The following is a 17,271-nucleotide window of genomic DNA, read 5'->3' on the forward strand; positions in this document are numbered from 1 at the left end:
CGACACCTTGCCAGACGACATAGAGAGTCGGGAGAGCGGAATGTCGGACATTATTTGGCGCGGCGTGGTCATGGGCATAGGCGGAACCATCCTCATGGATATCTGGGCCTATATTCTCCATTTCGTCTTCAAGCAGCCCGCTCCGAATTGGGGACCTCCCGGTCGCTGGTTCTGGCACCTGCCCAAGGGCAAGGTTTTTCACGACAGCATCGCCAATGCGACACCTTACAAAAACGAAGTGGCACTTGGCTGGTTTATGCATTACGCCATTGGCGTTCTCTATGGCATCCTTCTGGCGCTGGTCGTGACACCACTATGGTTTGCTGAGCCACACTTCATCCAGCCGTGGATCGTCGGCATCGTGACCGTTGGTGCTGGCTGGTTTCTGCTTCAACCGGGCCTCGGCCTCGGATGGGCCGCCTCCAAAACTCCAAACCCGACCAAAGTGCGCGTGTTGAATCTCGTCGCCCATACTATTTTTGCGCTCGGCATGTTTTTGTCAGCCCTGCTGCTTGCCGCGTAATCACACCTCAGGCCCGTCAAACTGAACCGGATATTCCGGTTCGGTTGTTTTTACGTGGTCATCCCGTCGAGACATGACCCTAAAGTGCAACTCAGGTGACACCTCACGAGTTTGCAGCAAAATGCGTGTCTTTACGGGAGGATAAAATGGAACTGACATTCACGGTGTCCGCCAGAATATCAAAACCGCTTCATGAGGTTTTCGAGGCAGTTGCCGATCAAGGAAATTGTCCGGTTATTTCACAACGGGTAGCGCCAAGGGCAGGCCTGAAACCGGTACCACCGTCAGCTGGGATTTCCACGATTTTCCCGGCGCATTTCCCGTTGAGGTCATCAAAGCCGAGCAGGACAGGCAAATCATCCTGCAATGGCAGGCCAATGAAGAGGGCACCGACGAGGCAGGCAGTTACAAAACCACGGTGACAATCAGCTTTGAACCGAACGGTGATGACAGGACGCTTATCAGCATTACAGAAAACGGCTGGCGCGAAACGCCAGCCGGGCTGAAAGCATCCTATGGCAATTGTCAGGGCTGGTCACAAATGCTGTGCGCCCTGAAAGCCTATCTGGAATACGGCATCAATCTGCGCGAAGGCATGTGTAAATGACCGTCAGATATTGGTGTTGAACGTATCACAGTCAGCAACGCGACCAGTGTCGTAACCACGCTTGAACCATGTCATGCGCTGTTGCGACGTGCCGTGGTTGAAACTGTCAGGCACAACATAACCTTGCGACTGCTTTTGCAGCGTATCGTCACCGATCTGATGGGCAGCATTGAGCGCTTCTTCGAGGTCTCCGGTATCGAGAATACCTTCCTGCTCGGTGAATTTTGCCCAGATACCGGCGTAGCAATCGGCCTGCAACTCAACCCGCACCGACATGCGATTGGCGTCCACCTGGCTCATCGACTGGCGACGACGGTTGAACTCCGGCAACACACCGGTAAGGTTCTGCACGTGATGGCCGACCTCATGTGCAATCACATAGGCCTGCGCAAAGTCGCCGGCAGCGCCAAAACGCTGGTCCAGTTCACGGAAGAACGTGGTGTCGAGATAAACCTTGCGATCCCCCGGGCAATAGAACGGGCCAGTTGCCGCAGACGCATATCCGCAAGCCGAAGACACCTGACCGGAAAACAGCACCAGTGTCGGTTCCTGATAGGTCTGACCCGCAGATTTGAAAATGCCGCTCCAGGTATTTTCGGTTTCAGCCAGCACCACGCGTACAAAAGCCGTTGTGTCGTCGGTGGAATTGCCCTGCGGACGGGTGCCGGTCTGCTGCGATGAGCTATCCCCCATCATGCCCTCACCGCCAGACAGCAGGGTAAGCGGGTTGATGCCGAGAAACCAGCTGACGAGAAGGATGACCAGAAGGCCGCCTATACCGATTCCACCACCAGTGCGCCTGCCGCCCGAAGGAATTCGAAACCCGGTGCGGCTGAAAGGATCATTGCCCAAACCGCCCCGACCTGCTGACATATCACGTTTGTCTTCGACGTTGTCAGACTGACGGCGCCCTTTCCATTCCATGGTCGTTTATCTCCCGACAGAAAATAACGCTAATATATGTCTTGTGTTGTATCAGCGAATTGAGATCATGGAAATGAAGTTGCTCCATGAAATGCATGTCAGATATGCGAATGCATATTTCCTGTCGATTTTTAAACTTTCGGGGTTCCGTTCGTTAAAACATTTGCCTATAAGCCGCTTCTAGCCTGAAAATATTTGAAATTGCGCGCCCCGGCCGGTGAACCTTCACCATGGCCGTTTTTTGCGCAACACGAGAAGCGGAACGAGAGCCATGCCGAAGCGCCAAGATATCAAGTCCATCCTAATTATCGGCGCGGGACCGATTGTTATCGGTCAGGCTTGCGAATTTGACTATTCCGGCACGCAAGCGTGTAAGGCTCTGAAAGAGGAAGGCTACCGCGTCATCCTCGTCAACTCCAACCCGGCCACGATCATGACGGATCCGGGTCTTGCAGACGCCACTTACGTTGAGCCAATCACTCCCGAAGTCGTGGCCAAGATCATCGCCAAGGAGCGCCCAGACGCGCTTCTGCCGACCATGGGTGGTCAAACGGCTCTCAACACCGCGCTCTCTCTCAAGCGCATGGGTGTTCTGGACCGCTACAATGTCGAAATGATCGGCGCAAAGCCTGAGGCAATCGACAAGGCTGAAGACCGCGCCCTGTTCCGCGAAGCCATGGCAAAGATCGGCCTTGAAACACCGCGCTCGATGCTGGCCAATGCCACCGAGATCAAGGACGCCGACCGCAAGAAACACGAAGCTGCCCGTGCAGAACTGAAGGCCAAGCTTTCCGGTTCTGATCTGGACAAGGCACTCGACGAACTGGAAAACCAGTGGAACCTGGGAGAAACAGATCGCAAGCAGCGCTACATCAGCCACGCAATGGCCATTGCCGCACAGGCAATTGATGTTGTTGGCCTGCCCGCCATCATTCGCCCATCCTTCACCATGGGTGGCACCGGCGGCGGTATTGCTTACAACCGCTCGGAATTCTTTGAAATCATCGGCGGCGGTCTCGATGCATCGCCAACCACCGAAGTGCTGATCGAAGAATCCGTACTTGGTTGGAAAGAATATGAAATGGAAGTGGTCCGCGACAAGGCGGACAACTGCATCATCATCTGCTCGATTGAAAACATCGACCCGATGGGCGTTCACACCGGCGATAGCATCACCGTGGCTCCGGCCCTGACGCTGACGGACAAGGAATACCAGATGATGCGCAATGCATCGATCGCGGTATTGCGCGAAATCGGTGTGGAAACAGGCGGCTCGAACGTTCAGTTCGCGGTTAACCCGAAGGACGGCCGCCTGGTCGTCATCGAAATGAACCCACGCGTGTCGCGTTCGTCTGCGCTGGCCTCCAAGGCCACCGGCTTCCCGATCGCCAAGGTCGCTGCAAAGCTCGCCATCGGTTACACGCTGGACGAACTGGACAACGACATCACCGGTGGTGCAACCCCGGCCTCGTTCGAACCATCGATCGACTACGTCGTCACCAAGATCCCGCGATTTGCCTTTGAAAAGTTTCCAGGCGCGTCGCCAATCCTCACCACGGCCATGAAGTCGGTTGGTGAAGTCATGGCGATTGGCCGTACATTTGCAGAATCGCTGCAGAAGGCGCTGCGCGGCATGGAAACCGGCCTGACGGGTCTCGATGAAATCGAAATCCCGGGCTACGAAGAAGGCGAAGGCTCCAAGAACGCCATTCGCGCCGCTATCGGCACACCGACACCGGATCGTCTGCGCATGGTTGCCCAGGCTCTGCGTATGGGCATGTCCGAAGAGGAAGTGCACGAAAACAGCAAGATCGACCCATGGTTCATCGCGCAGTTCAAGGCGATCGTCGACACCGAGGCCCGCATCCGCGAACATGGTCTGCCGACCGACGCTGAAAACCTGCGCGCGGTGAAAGCCATGGGCTTCTCCGACGCCCGTCTTGCCAGCCTGACCAGCAAGCGTCCAAAGGAAGTTGCCGAGCTTCGCAACAGCCTCAACGTACGCCCGGTCTTCAAGCGCATCGACACCTGCGCTGCTGAATTCGCTTCGCCAACCGCATACATGTATTCGACCTACGAAGCACCATTCGTTGGTGCACTGCGCTCGGAAGCAGAAGTGTCCGACCGCAAGAAGGTCGTCATCCTCGGTGGCGGTCCTAACCGTATCGGCCAGGGCATTGAATTCGACTATTGCTGCTGCCATGCCGCCTTCGCACTGAAGGATGCAGGCTTTGAAGCCATCATGATCAACTGCAACCCGGAAACCGTGTCGACCGACTATGACACCTCCGACCGCCTGTATTTCGAGCCGCTGACTGCGGAAGACGTGATCGAAATCATGCGCGCCGAGCAGGAAAAGGGTGAGTTGGTTGGCGTTATAGTGCAGTTCGGCGGCCAGACGCCGCTGAAGCTGGCTGAAGCGCTTGAAAAGAATGGTATCCCGATCCTCGGCACAGCGCCTGACATGATCGACCTTGCAGAAGACCGTGACCGCTTCCAGAAGCTATTGATGAAGCTGGACCTCGCCCAGCCAAACAACGGTATCGCCTACTCGGTTGAGCAGGCGCGTCTGGTTGCCTCTGAAATCGGCTTCCCCCTGGTTGTTCGTCCATCCTACGTTCTGGGTGGCCGCGCAATGCAGATCATTCATTCGGAAAGCCAGTTGCAGGCTTACCTGCTCGACACGGTTCCAGGCCTCGTACCTGAAGACATCAAGCAGCGTTACCCGAACGACAAGACCGGCCAGATCAACACGCTGCTCGGCAAGAACCCGCTATTGTTCGATAGCTACCTGACCAACGCGGTTGAAGTGGACGTTGATGCATTGTGCGATGGCGAAAACGTCTTCGTATCGGGCATCATGGAGCATATCGAAGAAGCCGGCATCCACTCCGGTGACTCCGCCTGCTCGCTGCCAGTTCGTTCGCTGTCGAACGAAATCGTTGACGAGCTGGAACGTCAGACCACGGCTCTTGCCAAGGCACTGAATGTTGGCGGCTTGATGAACGTGCAATATGCCATCAAGGACGGCACGATCTACGTTCTTGAAGTCAATCCGCGTGCATCGCGTACCGTGCCATTCGTTGCCAAGACCATCGGCGCACCGATTGCCAAGATCGCGGCCCGTGTCATGACCGGCGAAAAGCTTGATGCAGCGATTGCGGCTTACGGCGAAAAACCAGATCCACGCAACCTGAAGCACATTGCCGTCAAGGAAGCCGTCTTCCCGTTTGCTCGTTTCCCTGGCGTCGACATTCTGCTCGGACCGGAAATGCGCTCGACCGGTGAAGTCATCGGCCTCGACACCGACTTCGCACTGGCCTTTGCCAAGGCGCAGCTTGGTGCTGGTGTGGATCTGCCTCGCTCAGGCGCCGTGTTCGTATCGGTTCGTGACGAAGACAAGGAACGTGTTCTGCCAGCCATCCGCATTCTCGTGGAAATTGGCTTCAAGGTTCTCGCAACCGGCGGCACCCAGCGCTTCCTCGCAGAACAGGGTATTGAAGCCGAAAAGATCAACAAGGTTCAGGAAGGTCGTCCGCACATCGAAGACGCCATCCGTAACCGTCAGGTCCAGCTGGTCATCAACACCACCGACAGCAACAAGGCGATCTCCGACTCGAAGTCGCTGCGTCGCGCAACGCTGATGCAGAAGGTGCCTTACTACACCACTATGGCTGGTGCAGAGGCCGCAGCCCTCGCCATCAAGGCGCTGAAGGCCGGCAACCTCGAAGTCAGACCGCTGCAAAGCTACTTTTGATCCTTTGTAATACCCATCAACCGGCCAACAGCAATGTCGGCCGGTTTTCTTTTGCCCGCAATTTGAAAACCGATGAGTGCGAGGATCGACATGACCAACAAGATGGAAGTTCTGAACGAACGCCTGTTCAGCGTGGATCGCGACACCCTGTTTCGCGCCTTCGCAGACACCGAGTTGTTGTCGCTTTGGTGGGGACCAGATGGTTTTACCAACCGCATCGGCAAATTCGATTTCAGACCCGGTGGCACATGGCAGATTACCATGACGGCCTCCAACGGTACCGACTTCCACAATATATCGACGTTCCGGGAAATCACGGTGCCCGAGCGTATTGTCTTTGAACATCACGAACCGATCCACGTCTACACCATGGAAATAGACTTCACAGAGCAGGTTGGCGGCACCCAGCTCAACTGGCGTATGTTGTTCGATGCGACAGAAGAAAACCTCGAGCTGAAGAAGTTCATTGCCGCTGCCAATGAACAGAATTTCGACCGGCTGGAAAATCTTTTGCTGCAGATTTCGCAAGATCAATAATCTCCATGATATCGTCACAGCCTTGCAGCAGGACTGAACGGGCAAAGGTCTAGCCCGAGTTTGATACTTGCCAATTTTGCAATTTCAGGAAAATCTCTCGCCAATGCGGGAGGAACGACATGACGGACACACCATCAGTGCAGGATCACGCCAGCAAGCGTGAATGGATCGGCCTCTGTGTCCTATCGATTGCCTGCCTGATCTATTCCATGGATCTGTCGGTGCTGTTTCTGGCAATGCCGGCAATCGTCGCAGACCTTGATCCGAATGCCACTGAGCTGCTGTGGATCAACGATATCTATGGCTTCATGGTCGCTGGTTTTCTGGTGACCATGGGCACATTGGGCGACCGGATCGGTCGTCGCAAACTGCTGCTGATCGGCGCATTTGCATTTGGTGTGGCCTCAGCGCTGGCCGCCTTTTCCGACACAGCCCAACAGTTGATCATATCGCGGGCGCTGCAGGGCATTGCCGGTGCCACCGTTGCGCCATCCACCCTGTCGCTCATCGTCAATATCTTCAAGAACGAGGCCGAGCGAAACCGCGCCATCAGCATCTGGGGATCTGCATTTGCACTTGGCGGCCTGATAGGCCCGCTAATCGGCGGTTTGTTGTTGGAGTATTTTCATTGGGGATCAGTATTTCTGATCAACATCCCGGTGATGTTGTTTCTACTGATCATCGCACCGTTCATTTTACCGGAATACAAGAACGATGAGGCGGAAGGCATTGATCTTCCTAGCGTTCTTTTATCACTCGCAACCGTGCTGCCTATCATCTACGGTTTCAAACACATGGCGGCAGATGGTTTTGCACTCATCCAGTTGTTGCCCGTCGCAATTGGCCTGTTGGTTGGTGTGTTTTTTATCCGCCGTCAACAACGCCTTAGCCACCCGCTGATTGATCTCAAACTGTTCCGCATTCCGGCGTTTACAGCATCGTTAATGGTCAATCTGGCCGGCGTATTCTTTGTATTCGGCACTTTCCTCTATCAGAATCTGTTCCTGCAGCTGGTGATCGGCCTCACGCCGTTGCAGGCCGCGCTGTGGTCTATTCCTTCGGCATCAGTTTTCACCATCATGTCGTTTCAGGCGTATCGCTTCACCAACCATTTCGGCCCGGTCAAAACCGTGTTGATGGGTCTAATGGTCAATGTTGTCGGCACCACAGTCATGGCTATTGCCGCCTATTATGAAAGTCTGCTCGGCATCCTGTTTGCCAGCATGTTGATCGGCCTCGGTTTCGTGCCTGTCATTCTCACCACCACCGGGTTGATCGTTGGCACAGCGCCGCCGGAGCGTGCCGGGTCAGCATCGGCCATTTCCGAAACCAGCTCTGAATTTGGTGGTGCTTTAGGCGTTGCATTGCTTGGCAGTCTCGGCACCGTGTTTTACCGCATGACAATGTCAGACGTTGATCTGACCGGACTTGACCAAACACAGGCGACAGCCGTGTCGGCAACACTGGCAGGAGCCGTGGAAACGGCAAAGGCTCTCGGCGGCACAGCCGATCCGTCTTGGCTCGAACCCGCCAAGCAGGGTTTCTCAACCGGCTTTGCCGCATGCTGTCTTCTCGCGTCCGTAATCCTGCTCCTGCTAGCCGTCATTGCGCGCAAGGTCTACGCCAAGGCCCATATCGATGAAAGTGCTGTCGGTTCGCATTAAGCAACCTCAGGTCACGCACATTTCCTCAGCCATTTTCCTGACCGTCGCCATATCTTCACGAAACAGGCGCATTTCCTCGGCCTTTTTACCTTCATCGGGAATACGCAGCAAATAGGATGGATGCACCGTGACGAATAACAGCCTGTCGCCCTGCATCGGCATAGGTTTGCCGCGTACCTCAGACAATTTACCTTTGATACCTGTCAGCGCAAAAACCGCTGTCGCCCCCATGGCAACGATCAGTTTCGGCTGAACCAGATCGATCTCGCGGGTCAGCCACCATCGGCAATGTTCAATCTCCATAACATCTGGCCGTTTATGAATACGGAGCTTGCCACGCGGTTCATATTTGAAATGTTTGACAGCGTTGGTGACGTAAAATTTAGAGCGATCCATTCCGGTCTGCGACACGACCTCATTAAACACCTTGCCAGCCGGACCGACAAACGGCCGACCAGCTAGATCTTCATGATCACCCGGCTGTTCACCAACGATCATCACATCCGCACGGGATGGCCCCTCACCGAACACCGTCTGCGTGGCAGTGCAGTGCAACGGACAGAGCATGCAACTGCGCGCTTCATGTTTCAAACCCTCGAGCGTATCGGCATCAGGCAAAGCAGGTGCCGGTCGGTTTTCCGCCATGGCCTGAATGCGATGATGAAACAGCTGCGGTTCGGTTGCGGCCTTTGCCGCCATTTCCAGTACACGCGCCTCTGCACCCAAAATAAGCTCCGGAATAAGGTCGGCTTCCGGCAGGTTCTTCCAGTATTTTTTCGGCATTTCCGCCGTCATCGCCTTTATCTTCAACCGTGCCGGATTGAAAATATTGGCATAATAGGTTCGCCAAAGCTCATCGGTTTCGTCGGTTAGGTCCGGCTTTTCCGCTGCAATTCGCGACGTCTCGAGCGTCTCTCCATCCCAACGCGCAGAACCTTTCGGTGTAGCAATCACCCAATCCATATCTGTAAATCGCCGCTGAAAAAAATCCGCCTTGCGCTCGACAATGAAATGATCTGGCTCGAACCAGGCAATAAACCGCCGCCGTCCCGCAATGCCCTCCGGCAAAGGTACTTCCTTGAACCGAACAAAGGCCGTCATCTTGTGGCTGTCGCGGCGCACCGATTTTTCCATGTTGCGGGCGCGGGTCACATCCGGGTCGGCCTTGAGTTGCAACAATGTTCGGTCATCGGACAGCCGCCACAACAGCCGATAAAGCAACGCAAAACGAGACGGGTCACTGTGACAGATTATCGCTTGCGCCAATGGCATGAAGGCTGCGGGAACACTGACAGGGGCATCACCTTTTGCTGCTGGCAGTGCAGAGTCGTCCTCAAAACCAAACAGGCCAGCGCTCTCGTCGCGTAAGCGCCAGTCTATGTCATGCGGAGGAATTTTTGCCGCAAGGCAGGCCCGTGCCGCATCTCGCCACTCGCCAAAATCTCCCCGGCCCTCCAGCGAAATCCGGTACATTACAGCAACGTCAGCTGTTCTGGCTGCGGTGCAAACATGGCGCGTAAATCCGGCCGTTCCGTCAATTTGCCCGGCGTCCAACCCTCGGTCACTACAAAGGCTTTGACCTTTTTAATCGACACACCAAACCGGGCAAGATCCTCCAGACGCAGCCGCCGGAATCGGCGCGATGACAGCACGGAATTGACCGTCTTGGTCCCAAAGCCCGGAACACGCAGCAGCATTTCCCTGTCTGCAGTATTCACATTGACAGGAAAGCTCTGCCGGTTGGCCAATGCCCAGGCGAGCTTCGGATCGATATCGAGATCCAGCATGCCGTCCTTTTGTGTGGAGGTTATCTCGCCGATATCAAAACCATAAAAGCGATAAAGCCAGTCAGCCTGATAAAGCCGATGCTCCCGCATCAACGGCGGTTTGATCAACGGCAGATTTTTTGACGAATCCGGTATCGGACTGAAGGCGGAATAATAGACACGCCTCAAACCGTAGCTGCCGTAGAGCCGTGCGCTGGTGGACAGGATCGTGCTGTCATTTGCGCCGTCTGCACCGACTATCATCTGCGTGCTTTGACCGGCGGGCGCGAATTTTTTCACGCGCTTTGTCTTCAAGGTCGGCTCGCCCGCTTCCTCGATTTTCAGGCGGATATCGGCCATCGACTTCCTGATATTGCCCGGCTGTTTTTCTGGCGCAAATCGGCCGATACCGCTGTCGGTTGGCAATTCGATATTGATCGATAGGCGATCGGCATAAAGCCCTGCCTCCTCCACCAAATGGGCGGACGCTTCAGGAATGGATTTGAGATGAATGTAACCGCGAAAGCCGTGCGTTACGCGCAGTTCCCTCGCCACCCGAACCAGTTCCTCCATCGTGTGATCGGAAGACCGGATAATGCCAGAGGATAGAAAAAGACCTTCAATGTAATTGCGCCGGTAAAATTCCAGCGTCAACCATACCACTTCTTCCACAGTAAAGCGGGCGCGCTCGACATTGCTCGAGGAGCGGTTGATGCAATAGGCGCAGTCATAGATGCAGAAATTGGTCAGCAGGATTTTCAACAGCGAGATGCAGCGACCGTCCGGCGCATAGGCATGACAAATGCCAGATCCTTCAGTCGAACCCAGCCCGCCACTCGCTGCCGAGTTTCGTTTTGTGGTTCCGCTGGAAGCACACGACGCGTCATATTTCGCAGCATCAGAGAGAACTGCGAGTCGCTCTTTAATTGACTTTCCCATACGGTGTTCACTATATGTTCTTTTTGGATTTGTCAATTTCCACATCGGAAACTGCTCGAAATCCTCACAAAATATGTAAGCGTCAAATCTTCTGGCAATTTGAGGTGGTCTTCTGATATAGTGGTCGGAATTGTTGTTTTTGGGCATGGTTCCGAAGTTTTACTTCGGAACCTGTTTCTTTTTGTGTCTGCGTGAAGCAGATGGAATGCGAAGGAATAAGAAATGGTAGAGAAAGTACCGATGACTCAAGGCGGTTACACCAAGTTGCAGGAGGAGCTGCGCTGGCGTCAACAGGAAGAACGCCCACGCATCATCGAGGCTATCTCGGAAGCACGTGCCCATGGCGATTTGTCCGAAAACGCCGAGTACCACGCTGCCAAGGAAGCACAGAGCCACAATGAAGGTCGCATTTCCGAACTGGAAGACCTGACAGCCCGTGCTGAGATCATCGATCTGTCCAAAATGTCAGGTTCCAAGATCAAGTTTGGCGCCACCGTCAAGCTGATTGACGAGGACACCGACGAAGAAAGAACATACCAGATCGTTGGCGACCAGGAAGCGGACGTCAAGGCCGGCCGTATCTCAATCTCCTCCCCGATTGCGCGCGCGCTGATCGGCAAGGAAGTTGGCGACAGCATCGAAGTCAACGCACCCGGCGGCGCCAAGGGTTATGAAATCCTCTCCGTAAACTGGATGTAATAACTACATTCATTTTTTTCGGAGCAAGACGTGACACAAGTCGAATTAAAGGACATTCGGGTCATTGCCCCGAATTTCAAAAAACGTTTATCCGGCGTCACGTCGACGATCATTCAACTGGTACCGGTTCAAAACAGGCTGGGGCAAAAGGTGGCAACCTTAGGCCCCGGCCTGCCAGAAAACCTGCCACATATCCGGTTTCGGGAGTTGTGGCGCCTGTGGCAACAGGCTCCCGGTGGTGGCCCGCGCGTCTGGCATGCGCGGCGCAATCTGGAAATGCTGCCAGGCATTTTCATGCGTGATGTCCTGCGTATGAAGGTGAAACTGGTTTTCACCTCTGCTGCACAACGCAAGCATTCAGCCTATACTCGCAAGCTCATTGCCCAGATGGATGAGGTTGTTGCAACGAGCGCCAAGTCCGGCTCGTTCCTTGAAGTGCCGCATACTGTCATCATGCATGGCGTGGATACCGAACTTTTCCATCCGCCGAAAAGCAACGACGACACGATAGAAGCAACCGGCCTGCCTGGAAAATATCTCGTGGGCTGTTTTGGCCGCGTACGTCATCAAAAAGGCACCGATCTTTTCGTGCAGGCGATGATTGCGCTGCTTCCGTCCTATCCAGATTGGACTGCGGTCATTAGCGGCCGTGTCACCCCGGAACACAAATCCTTTGCCGACAAGCTGAAAGCAGATATCGATGCTGCCGGACTTTCAAAACGCATCGTCTTTCTCGGTGAGGTCGATGACATCAAGCCGTGGTACCGTCGGTTGACACTGTATGTCGCCCCTTCCCGCAATGAAGGTTTTGGCCTGACGCCACTTGAAGCGATGTCATCGCAAACAGCAGTGGTCACCAGCGATGCCGGTGCCTATGCTGAAATGGTGCTGGCGGGTGAAACAGGCACTGTTGTTGCCGCCGGTGATGGCGATGCCCTTCGCAACGCTATAAAAAATCGTCTTGAGAACCCTACCGAAACCCTGGAATGGGGAGAGACAGGACGTAGCCACATGCTTAACACTTTCGAACTTCAGGATGAGGCACGTGCGCTGCAAAAGATTTACGAGCGCGTAGCCCAACAAGGCGGACATCCCAATGACAGACGTTGAGTTCATATATTCTCAGCGAAACAATTACGAGCCCCTCAAGGCCGTCCTCGACTCGGGCATGGACTGCGCCCCATTCAAACTGACAGACGGTTTGAAGGAGTTTATCCGCAGCCATGGCGTTGGTGAACTGGGCCGCCTGTTCAGCGACAAGGGATGTTCGATCGATATCCGCCCCAGCATCGAGCATAATCTGTTACGACGCCAGATTCGGCTGCCCTTGCTGTATTCAAACCCGCTGTCCGTTGCCTTTTACCGGGCAACCACTGCCATCAGATCACGCCTGTCGGCCATTTTGATTGAAGACCGGCTGAACGCTTACCCCGACGCAAGTGCTCTGATTTTCAACGGTTTCATGATGCCGGCGTCCCTATTGATGGAAGCAGCCATCCAGCGCTCACGTCCGATGGTGATGATGGAAAACGGCTTTTTCCCCGATACCATCCAGTGCGACACCAAAGGTATCAATTTCGGCAGCACATTGCCAAGAGATCCTGCCTTTTATTACTGGGCTGCAAGCCATATCACCGGGGATTTGCCGCAGACGCTGGTGAAACGCAGCAGCAAACAAAAGGGTGAAGAACTGACCAACCTGCCGGCTGATTATATATTCGTGCCCTTCCAAGTCCCAAGCGACATGCAGATCCTGGCTTATTCGCCGTGGATAAGGGACATGAAGCACTTCTATGAGGTGCTGTATCAACTGGCGGAAAGAATGCCCGACAGACATTTCGTCATCAAGGAACACCCAAGCTTCCCGCTTTCCATCCAGAAGCACATCGAGCAGCATCCGCGTATTATTTTTGCCAACCACAACGAAACCCGCAAGTTGATTGAGGGTTCATCAGCCGTCATCACCATCAATTCGACCGTCGGGCTTGAAGGTCTGGCTATCGGCAAAAAGGTCATCGTGCTGGGTGACGCGCCCTATGAGATGGCGGAACTGGTCATCTCGGCGCGTTCGCTTGAACGTTTGCAGCAGGCTATAACGGCGCTCAATGAATGGCAGCCCAATGAGACGCTCAGACAATTGTTCCTGCGTTATGTCTATAATGTTTTCCTGCTGCCTGGCAGCTTCAAGGCTGTCGACGCTGATCTGATCGAGAGAATCAGAAAACGGGGCCGTGGCGAAGATACACATTCGCGTCTGCTGGCCGAATATAACGGCCTGCAACAATCCAGCCTTAGCACGCTCTGAAAAAACATCTCCCGACAACGACAACCGCTATCGGGAGAGTTTAACCTGTCTTAGACTTCGACCAGACCGATACGCTTGACCTGACGAATGGTCAGCATGGTTCTGACCGTGTCGACATTTTCGTCAGCCGTCAGCACTTCGATTACGAAGTCTTGAAACTGTGTCAGGTTCTCCGCCACACAGTGTAGCAAAAAATCACTTTCGCCAGAGACCATCCAGGCCTGACGTACAAGCTGCCAGCGATCTGTCGCCGCAGCAAACGCCTTGAGGTTGGCTTCCGACTGGCGCTTCAGGCCAACCATGCAGAAAGCAACAAGATCAAAGCCAAGCTTGGGGGCATTGAGCATGGCGTGATACCCTTCGATCACGCCGCCCTCCTCCAGCTTTCTGACGCGACGCAGGCATGGCGGCGCGGAGATCCCGACCTTCTCGGCCAGATCGACATTGGTCATACGACCGTCTCGCTGCAACTCTCGCAGAATTTTAAGATCGATGGCATCGAGTTCTACGCGAGTCACCGGCTATCTCCCGTGGTAATGGTTTTCATTCCTTCTACTCCTGACGCCAAGATTCGCAAGAATGTGAGGCAAACAAGTCATAAAATTACATAACTGCATAACTGCCCTGTTGGTAAAGCACGGCTGCCCTTGAATATCGGTACTGTACGCCCTTAAATACGGGGCAAAACAGGCGGCGGCGTTTTAGCATTTGCGTCCATTGCACCTGCTTCATCCCGAACCGCATCGAAAGGAAGTCAAATAATGTCCGCGCGCCACAGCAAAGTTCTTATCATCGGTTCCGGCCCAGCAGGTTACACAGCTGCCATTTATGCAGCGCGTGCCATGCTCGAGCCTGTCCTTATTGCCGGTATGGAACAGGGTGGCCAGCTGATGATCACCACCGATGTGGAAAACTATCCTGGTTACGCCGATCCGATCCAGGGTCCATGGCTGATGGACCAGATGCTGAAGCAGGCAACCCATGTCGGCGCAGAAATCGTCAACGATCTGGTGACTGAAGTAGAAACCACCACCCGCCCATTTGTCGTGAAGACAGATTCCGGCACCGTGTGGACCGCTGACACGCTGATCATTGCCACCGGCGCCAAGGCAAAATGGCTTGGTTTGGAAAGCGAACAGCACTTCCAGGGCTTCGGCGTTTCCGCATGCGCCACCTGCGACGGTTTCTTCTACCGCAACAAGGACGTGATCGTGGTCGGCGGCGGCAACTCTGCCGTTGAAGAAGCGCTTTATCTGTCCAACATTGCCAAGACCGTCACGGTCGTTCATCGCCGCGATTCCTTCCGGTCTGAAAAGATTCTGCAGGAACGCTTGTTTGCCAAGGAAAACGTCAAGGTTCTCTGGAACACTGCCGTTGAGGAAATCGTTGGCACACCAGCAAAGCCGCCAATGCCACCATCTGTGACAGGCGCAAAGCTCAAGGACACACGCACCGGCGCGATCACCGAAGTCGAAACGCATGGCGTCTTCGTGGCGATTGGCCATGCGCCAGCGGTTGAACTGTTCAAGGACAAGCTGCGTCTCAAGCCAAATGGCTACATGTGGACTGCACCGGATTCCACAGCGACCAATGTTGACGGCATTTTTGCTGCAGGCGACGTCACCGACGATACCTACAGACAGGCAATCACCGCAGCTGGCATGGGATGCATGGCAGCACTGGAGGCCGAACGTTTCCTGGCAGGACACCAACCCGCAGCAATAGCGGCCGAATAAGATAACAACGATAAGGGAACAGCATGGGCATGCCATTAGACTGGGATAAACTGCGCATTTTCCATGCGGCAGCGGAAGCTGGCTCGTTCACACACGCGGCCGATAAACTTCACCTGTCCCAGTCGGCCATTAGCCGGCAAGTCAGCGCGCTGGAGCAGGATGTCGGCGTCAAGCTGTTCCACCGCCATGCGCGCGGTCTCATCCTGACAGAGCAAGGCGAATTGCTCTACCGCACCGCCCATGATGTTCTGCTGAAGCTTGAAACCGTCAAGATGCAGCTGACGGAGACAACCGAGAAGCCAAGCGGTAAACTGCGTGTCACAACGACAGTGGGCCTTGGCCAGGGTTGGTTGACCGACAAAATTCAGGAATTTCTGCAACTTTACCCTGAAATGTCCATCCAGCTTATCCTCGACAATGAGGAGCTGGACGTGAACATGCGCCATGCCGACTGCGCAATTCGTCTTCGCCAGCCTCAGCAGTCGGACCTCATCCAACGCAAGCTGTTCACCGTGCATATGCATGTCTACGCAGCACCGTCCTATATCAACCGCTATGGCGAGCCACAGTCGATTGAGGATCTGGACAACCACCACATCATTTCGTTCGGTGAACCGGCACCAAACTACCTGCTGGACGTCAACTGGCTGGAATATGCCGGACGCTCGTCTGACAATGCCCGCACACCGCATCTGCAGATCAACAGCCAGACGTCGATCAAACGTGCATGCCTACTCGGCATCGGCATTGCGTGCTTGCCCGACTACATTGTTGGCCGTGACCCCGGTCTGATCCAGCTACCGATCAGCGCAGACATTCCATCTTTCGATACCTACTTTTGCTATCCGGACGAAATGAAGAATGCCGCAAAGCTTAAGGCTTTCCGTGATTTCATTGTCGCCAAGGCGCGCAACTGGAATTTCTGATTCTGCCCAAAATCCGCACCGCCTGCCTAAACTCAACAAAAACAACTAGTTATATCGCAAATCAAGAGAATCGCCTGTCGTTTGACAGGCGAGATTTGCACAGAAATAAGACAAAGTTCTTAAGCGATGCGCTAGACGCATGCCTGACCTGCACAAAAAAGAGTTGCTGTATGCACAAAAAAGCACCATATCGCTCACAGCTAGTGCACACGGTGGCTTTCCTCCCAGTTCCACCGCATTAGCTGTTCCCCTCTGGAGGTTTTTTAACCTTCACACTTATAAGGGCCCTGGAGCAATCCGGCGGCCCTCTTTTTTTACCCATTTTCGAAAAAATCGCGTTTTATTAGAAAATCATCCCTTGTGATTGAGCAACACAACTCCCATATGTGGACTAGCTGATGCGCTGATGAATTTTCCAGTGCACTAGCTGTTCCCCTCTGGAGGTTTTTAACCTTCAAACTTACGGCCGCGGAGAAATCTGGCGGCCTATTTTTTTGCGCGTTTTTCCGCGTGAATTTTTTTACGGCGTCGATCTTGAATATCGATAAACGTCGATACACATATCGATCAACGCAAATATGAGGATAGACCCATGAATCATGAGGATGTGCTGAAAGCTCTATCGCATCCTGTGCGGTTGAAGTTTCTGATCTGGCTTAAAGACCCGGAAAACCATTTTTGTGGCCAGGAGCATCCGTTTAGCATGGGCGTTTGCGCCAGACAGTTCGAAGTCAGCGGCCTGTCGCAATCAACTGTATCAACCCACCTTGCCACCCTGCAGGCGGCAGAACTCATCAAATCCCGCAAGGTTGGGCAGTGGATTTTTTACGAGCGCAATGAAGAGACCATTGCGGCATTTCAACAATATCTGAATGAAAATTTGTAGAA

Annotated in this window: 15 protein-coding genes; 11 read left to right on the forward strand and 4 right to left on the reverse strand. The window is 54.2% G+C overall.

The features are described 5' to 3' along the window. The first annotated feature begins 40 nt into the window (after positions 1-40). Positions 41-523 (forward strand): DUF2938 domain-containing protein, encoded by a 483-nt coding sequence (locus ACZ5FM_RS10870; protein ID WP_464038668.1) that lies wholly within the window; start codon positions 41-43, stop codon positions 521-523. A gap of 226 nt (positions 524-749) precedes the next feature. Beyond that, on the forward strand, positions 750-1,130 hold the full coding sequence (locus ACZ5FM_RS10875; protein ID WP_464038669.1) for an SRPBCC domain-containing protein: 381 nt from the start codon (positions 750-752) through the stop codon (positions 1,128-1,130). A 3-nt stretch (positions 1,131-1,133) separates the two neighbouring features. Here the strand turns inward: ACZ5FM_RS10875 and ypfJ are convergent, their stop codons facing one another. After that, entirely contained in the window at positions 1,134-2,054 is a 921-nt protein-coding gene (gene ypfJ / locus ACZ5FM_RS10880; protein ID WP_312945421.1) for a KPN_02809 family neutral zinc metallopeptidase, read from the reverse strand. A gap of 271 nt (positions 2,055-2,325) precedes the next feature. Here ypfJ and carB point away from each other — a divergent pair, with 271 nt between their 5' ends. The 3 genes from carB (at position 2,326) to ACZ5FM_RS10895 (ending at position 8,012) form a co-directional block, all read left to right on the forward strand. Further along, entirely contained in the window at positions 2,326-5,811 is a 3,486-nt protein-coding gene (gene carB, locus ACZ5FM_RS10885; protein WP_312945423.1) for a carbamoyl-phosphate synthase large subunit, read from the forward strand. Positions 5,812-5,901: 90 nt separating this feature from the next. Further along, positions 5,902-6,348: an SRPBCC domain-containing protein gene (locus ACZ5FM_RS10890; RefSeq protein ID WP_464038670.1), complete on the forward strand. Its 447-nt coding sequence runs from the start codon at positions 5,902-5,904 to the stop codon at positions 6,346-6,348. Between the two features lie 119 nt (positions 6,349-6,467). Then, complete coding sequence (locus ACZ5FM_RS10895) at positions 6,468-8,012, forward strand: MFS transporter (RefSeq protein WP_464038671.1); 1,545 nt, start codon at positions 6,468-6,470, stop codon at positions 8,010-8,012. 6 nt (positions 8,013-8,018) lie between these two features. Here the strand turns inward: ACZ5FM_RS10895 and ACZ5FM_RS10900 are convergent, their stop codons facing one another. Continuing rightward, complete coding sequence (locus tag ACZ5FM_RS10900) at positions 8,019-9,485, reverse strand: UdgX family uracil-DNA binding protein (protein ID WP_464038672.1); 1,467 nt, start codon at positions 9,483-9,485, stop codon at positions 8,019-8,021. Further along, positions 9,485-10,717: a putative DNA modification/repair radical SAM protein gene (locus ACZ5FM_RS10905; RefSeq protein WP_464038673.1), complete on the reverse strand. Its 1,233-nt coding sequence runs from the start codon at positions 10,715-10,717 to the stop codon at positions 9,485-9,487. The genes ACZ5FM_RS10900 and ACZ5FM_RS10905 overlap by 1 nt, the downstream gene beginning before the upstream one ends. Before the next feature lie 222 nt (positions 10,718-10,939). Here ACZ5FM_RS10905 and greA point away from each other — a divergent pair, with 222 nt between their 5' ends. The 3 genes from greA to ACZ5FM_RS10920 are packed head-to-tail and all read left to right on the forward strand — an operon-like array spanning position 10,940 to position 13,721. Beyond that, positions 10,940-11,416: a transcription elongation factor GreA gene (gene greA, locus ACZ5FM_RS10910; protein ID WP_192488446.1), complete on the forward strand. Its 477-nt coding sequence runs from the start codon at positions 10,940-10,942 to the stop codon at positions 11,414-11,416. Between the two features lie 30 nt (positions 11,417-11,446). After that, positions 11,447-12,526, forward strand: a complete 1,080-nt coding sequence (locus tag ACZ5FM_RS10915; RefSeq protein ID WP_464038674.1) for a glycosyltransferase family 4 protein — start codon at positions 11,447-11,449, stop codon at positions 12,524-12,526. Further along, complete coding sequence (locus tag ACZ5FM_RS10920; RefSeq protein ID WP_464038675.1) at positions 12,513-13,721, forward strand: capsular polysaccharide export protein, LipB/KpsS family; 1,209 nt, start codon at positions 12,513-12,515, stop codon at positions 13,719-13,721. The genes ACZ5FM_RS10915 and ACZ5FM_RS10920 overlap by 14 nt, the downstream gene beginning before the upstream one ends. 50 nt (positions 13,722-13,771) lie before the next feature. On the opposite strand, the gene ACZ5FM_RS10925 is transcribed toward ACZ5FM_RS10920, so the two are convergent. Continuing rightward, positions 13,772-14,239 (reverse strand): Lrp/AsnC family transcriptional regulator, encoded by a 468-nt coding sequence (locus ACZ5FM_RS10925; protein ID WP_192488443.1) that lies wholly within the window; start codon positions 14,237-14,239, stop codon positions 13,772-13,774. A gap of 243 nt (positions 14,240-14,482) precedes the next feature. Here ACZ5FM_RS10925 and trxB point away from each other — a divergent pair, with 243 nt between their 5' ends. The 3 genes from trxB to ACZ5FM_RS10940 all read left to right on the forward strand — a co-directional run bounded on the left by trxB (position 14,483) and on the right by ACZ5FM_RS10940 (position 17,269). After that, positions 14,483-15,457: a thioredoxin-disulfide reductase gene (gene trxB / locus ACZ5FM_RS10930; RefSeq protein WP_192488442.1), complete on the forward strand. Its 975-nt coding sequence runs from the start codon at positions 14,483-14,485 to the stop codon at positions 15,455-15,457. A gap of 29 nt (positions 15,458-15,486) precedes the next feature. Continuing rightward, a complete protein-coding gene (locus ACZ5FM_RS10935; RefSeq protein ID WP_352230544.1) occupies positions 15,487-16,383 on the forward strand; it encodes a LysR family transcriptional regulator VtlR in 897 nt (298 codons plus the stop codon). A 592-nt stretch (positions 16,384-16,975) separates the two neighbouring features. After that, complete coding sequence (locus ACZ5FM_RS10940; protein ID WP_192488440.1) at positions 16,976-17,269, forward strand: ArsR/SmtB family transcription factor; 294 nt, start codon at positions 16,976-16,978, stop codon at positions 17,267-17,269. Positions 17,270-17,271: the final 2 nt, after the last annotated feature.

This window comes from Agrobacterium sp. 5Ca50, from assembly GCF_055381905.1.

Coding starts and splice junctions, on each gene's coding strand:
- ACZ5FM_RS10870 (WP_464038668.1), top strand. CDS start 41: ATGTCGGACATTATTTGGCGCGGCGTGGTCATGGGCATAGGCGGAACC.
- ypfJ (WP_312945421.1), bottom strand. CDS start 2,054: ATGGAATGGAAAGGGCGCCGTCAGTCTGACAACGTCGAAGACAAACGT.
- carB (WP_312945423.1), top strand. CDS start 2,326: ATGCCGAAGCGCCAAGATATCAAGTCCATCCTAATTATCGGCGCGGGA.
- ACZ5FM_RS10890 (WP_464038670.1), top strand. CDS start 5,902: ATGACCAACAAGATGGAAGTTCTGAACGAACGCCTGTTCAGCGTGGAT.
- ACZ5FM_RS10895 (WP_464038671.1), top strand. CDS start 6,468: ATGACGGACACACCATCAGTGCAGGATCACGCCAGCAAGCGTGAATGG.
- ACZ5FM_RS10900 (WP_464038672.1), bottom strand. CDS start 9,485: ATGTACCGGATTTCGCTGGAGGGCCGGGGAGATTTTGGCGAGTGGCGA.
- ACZ5FM_RS10905 (WP_464038673.1), bottom strand. CDS start 10,717: ATGGGAAAGTCAATTAAAGAGCGACTCGCAGTTCTCTCTGATGCTGCG.
- greA (WP_192488446.1), top strand. CDS start 10,940: ATGGTAGAGAAAGTACCGATGACTCAAGGCGGTTACACCAAGTTGCAG.
- ACZ5FM_RS10920 (WP_464038675.1), top strand. CDS start 12,513: ATGACAGACGTTGAGTTCATATATTCTCAGCGAAACAATTACGAGCCC.
- trxB (WP_192488442.1), top strand. CDS start 14,483: ATGTCCGCGCGCCACAGCAAAGTTCTTATCATCGGTTCCGGCCCAGCA.
- ACZ5FM_RS10935 (WP_352230544.1), top strand. CDS start 15,487: ATGCCATTAGACTGGGATAAACTGCGCATTTTCCATGCGGCAGCGGAA.
- ACZ5FM_RS10940 (WP_192488440.1), top strand. CDS start 16,976: ATGAATCATGAGGATGTGCTGAAAGCTCTATCGCATCCTGTGCGGTTG.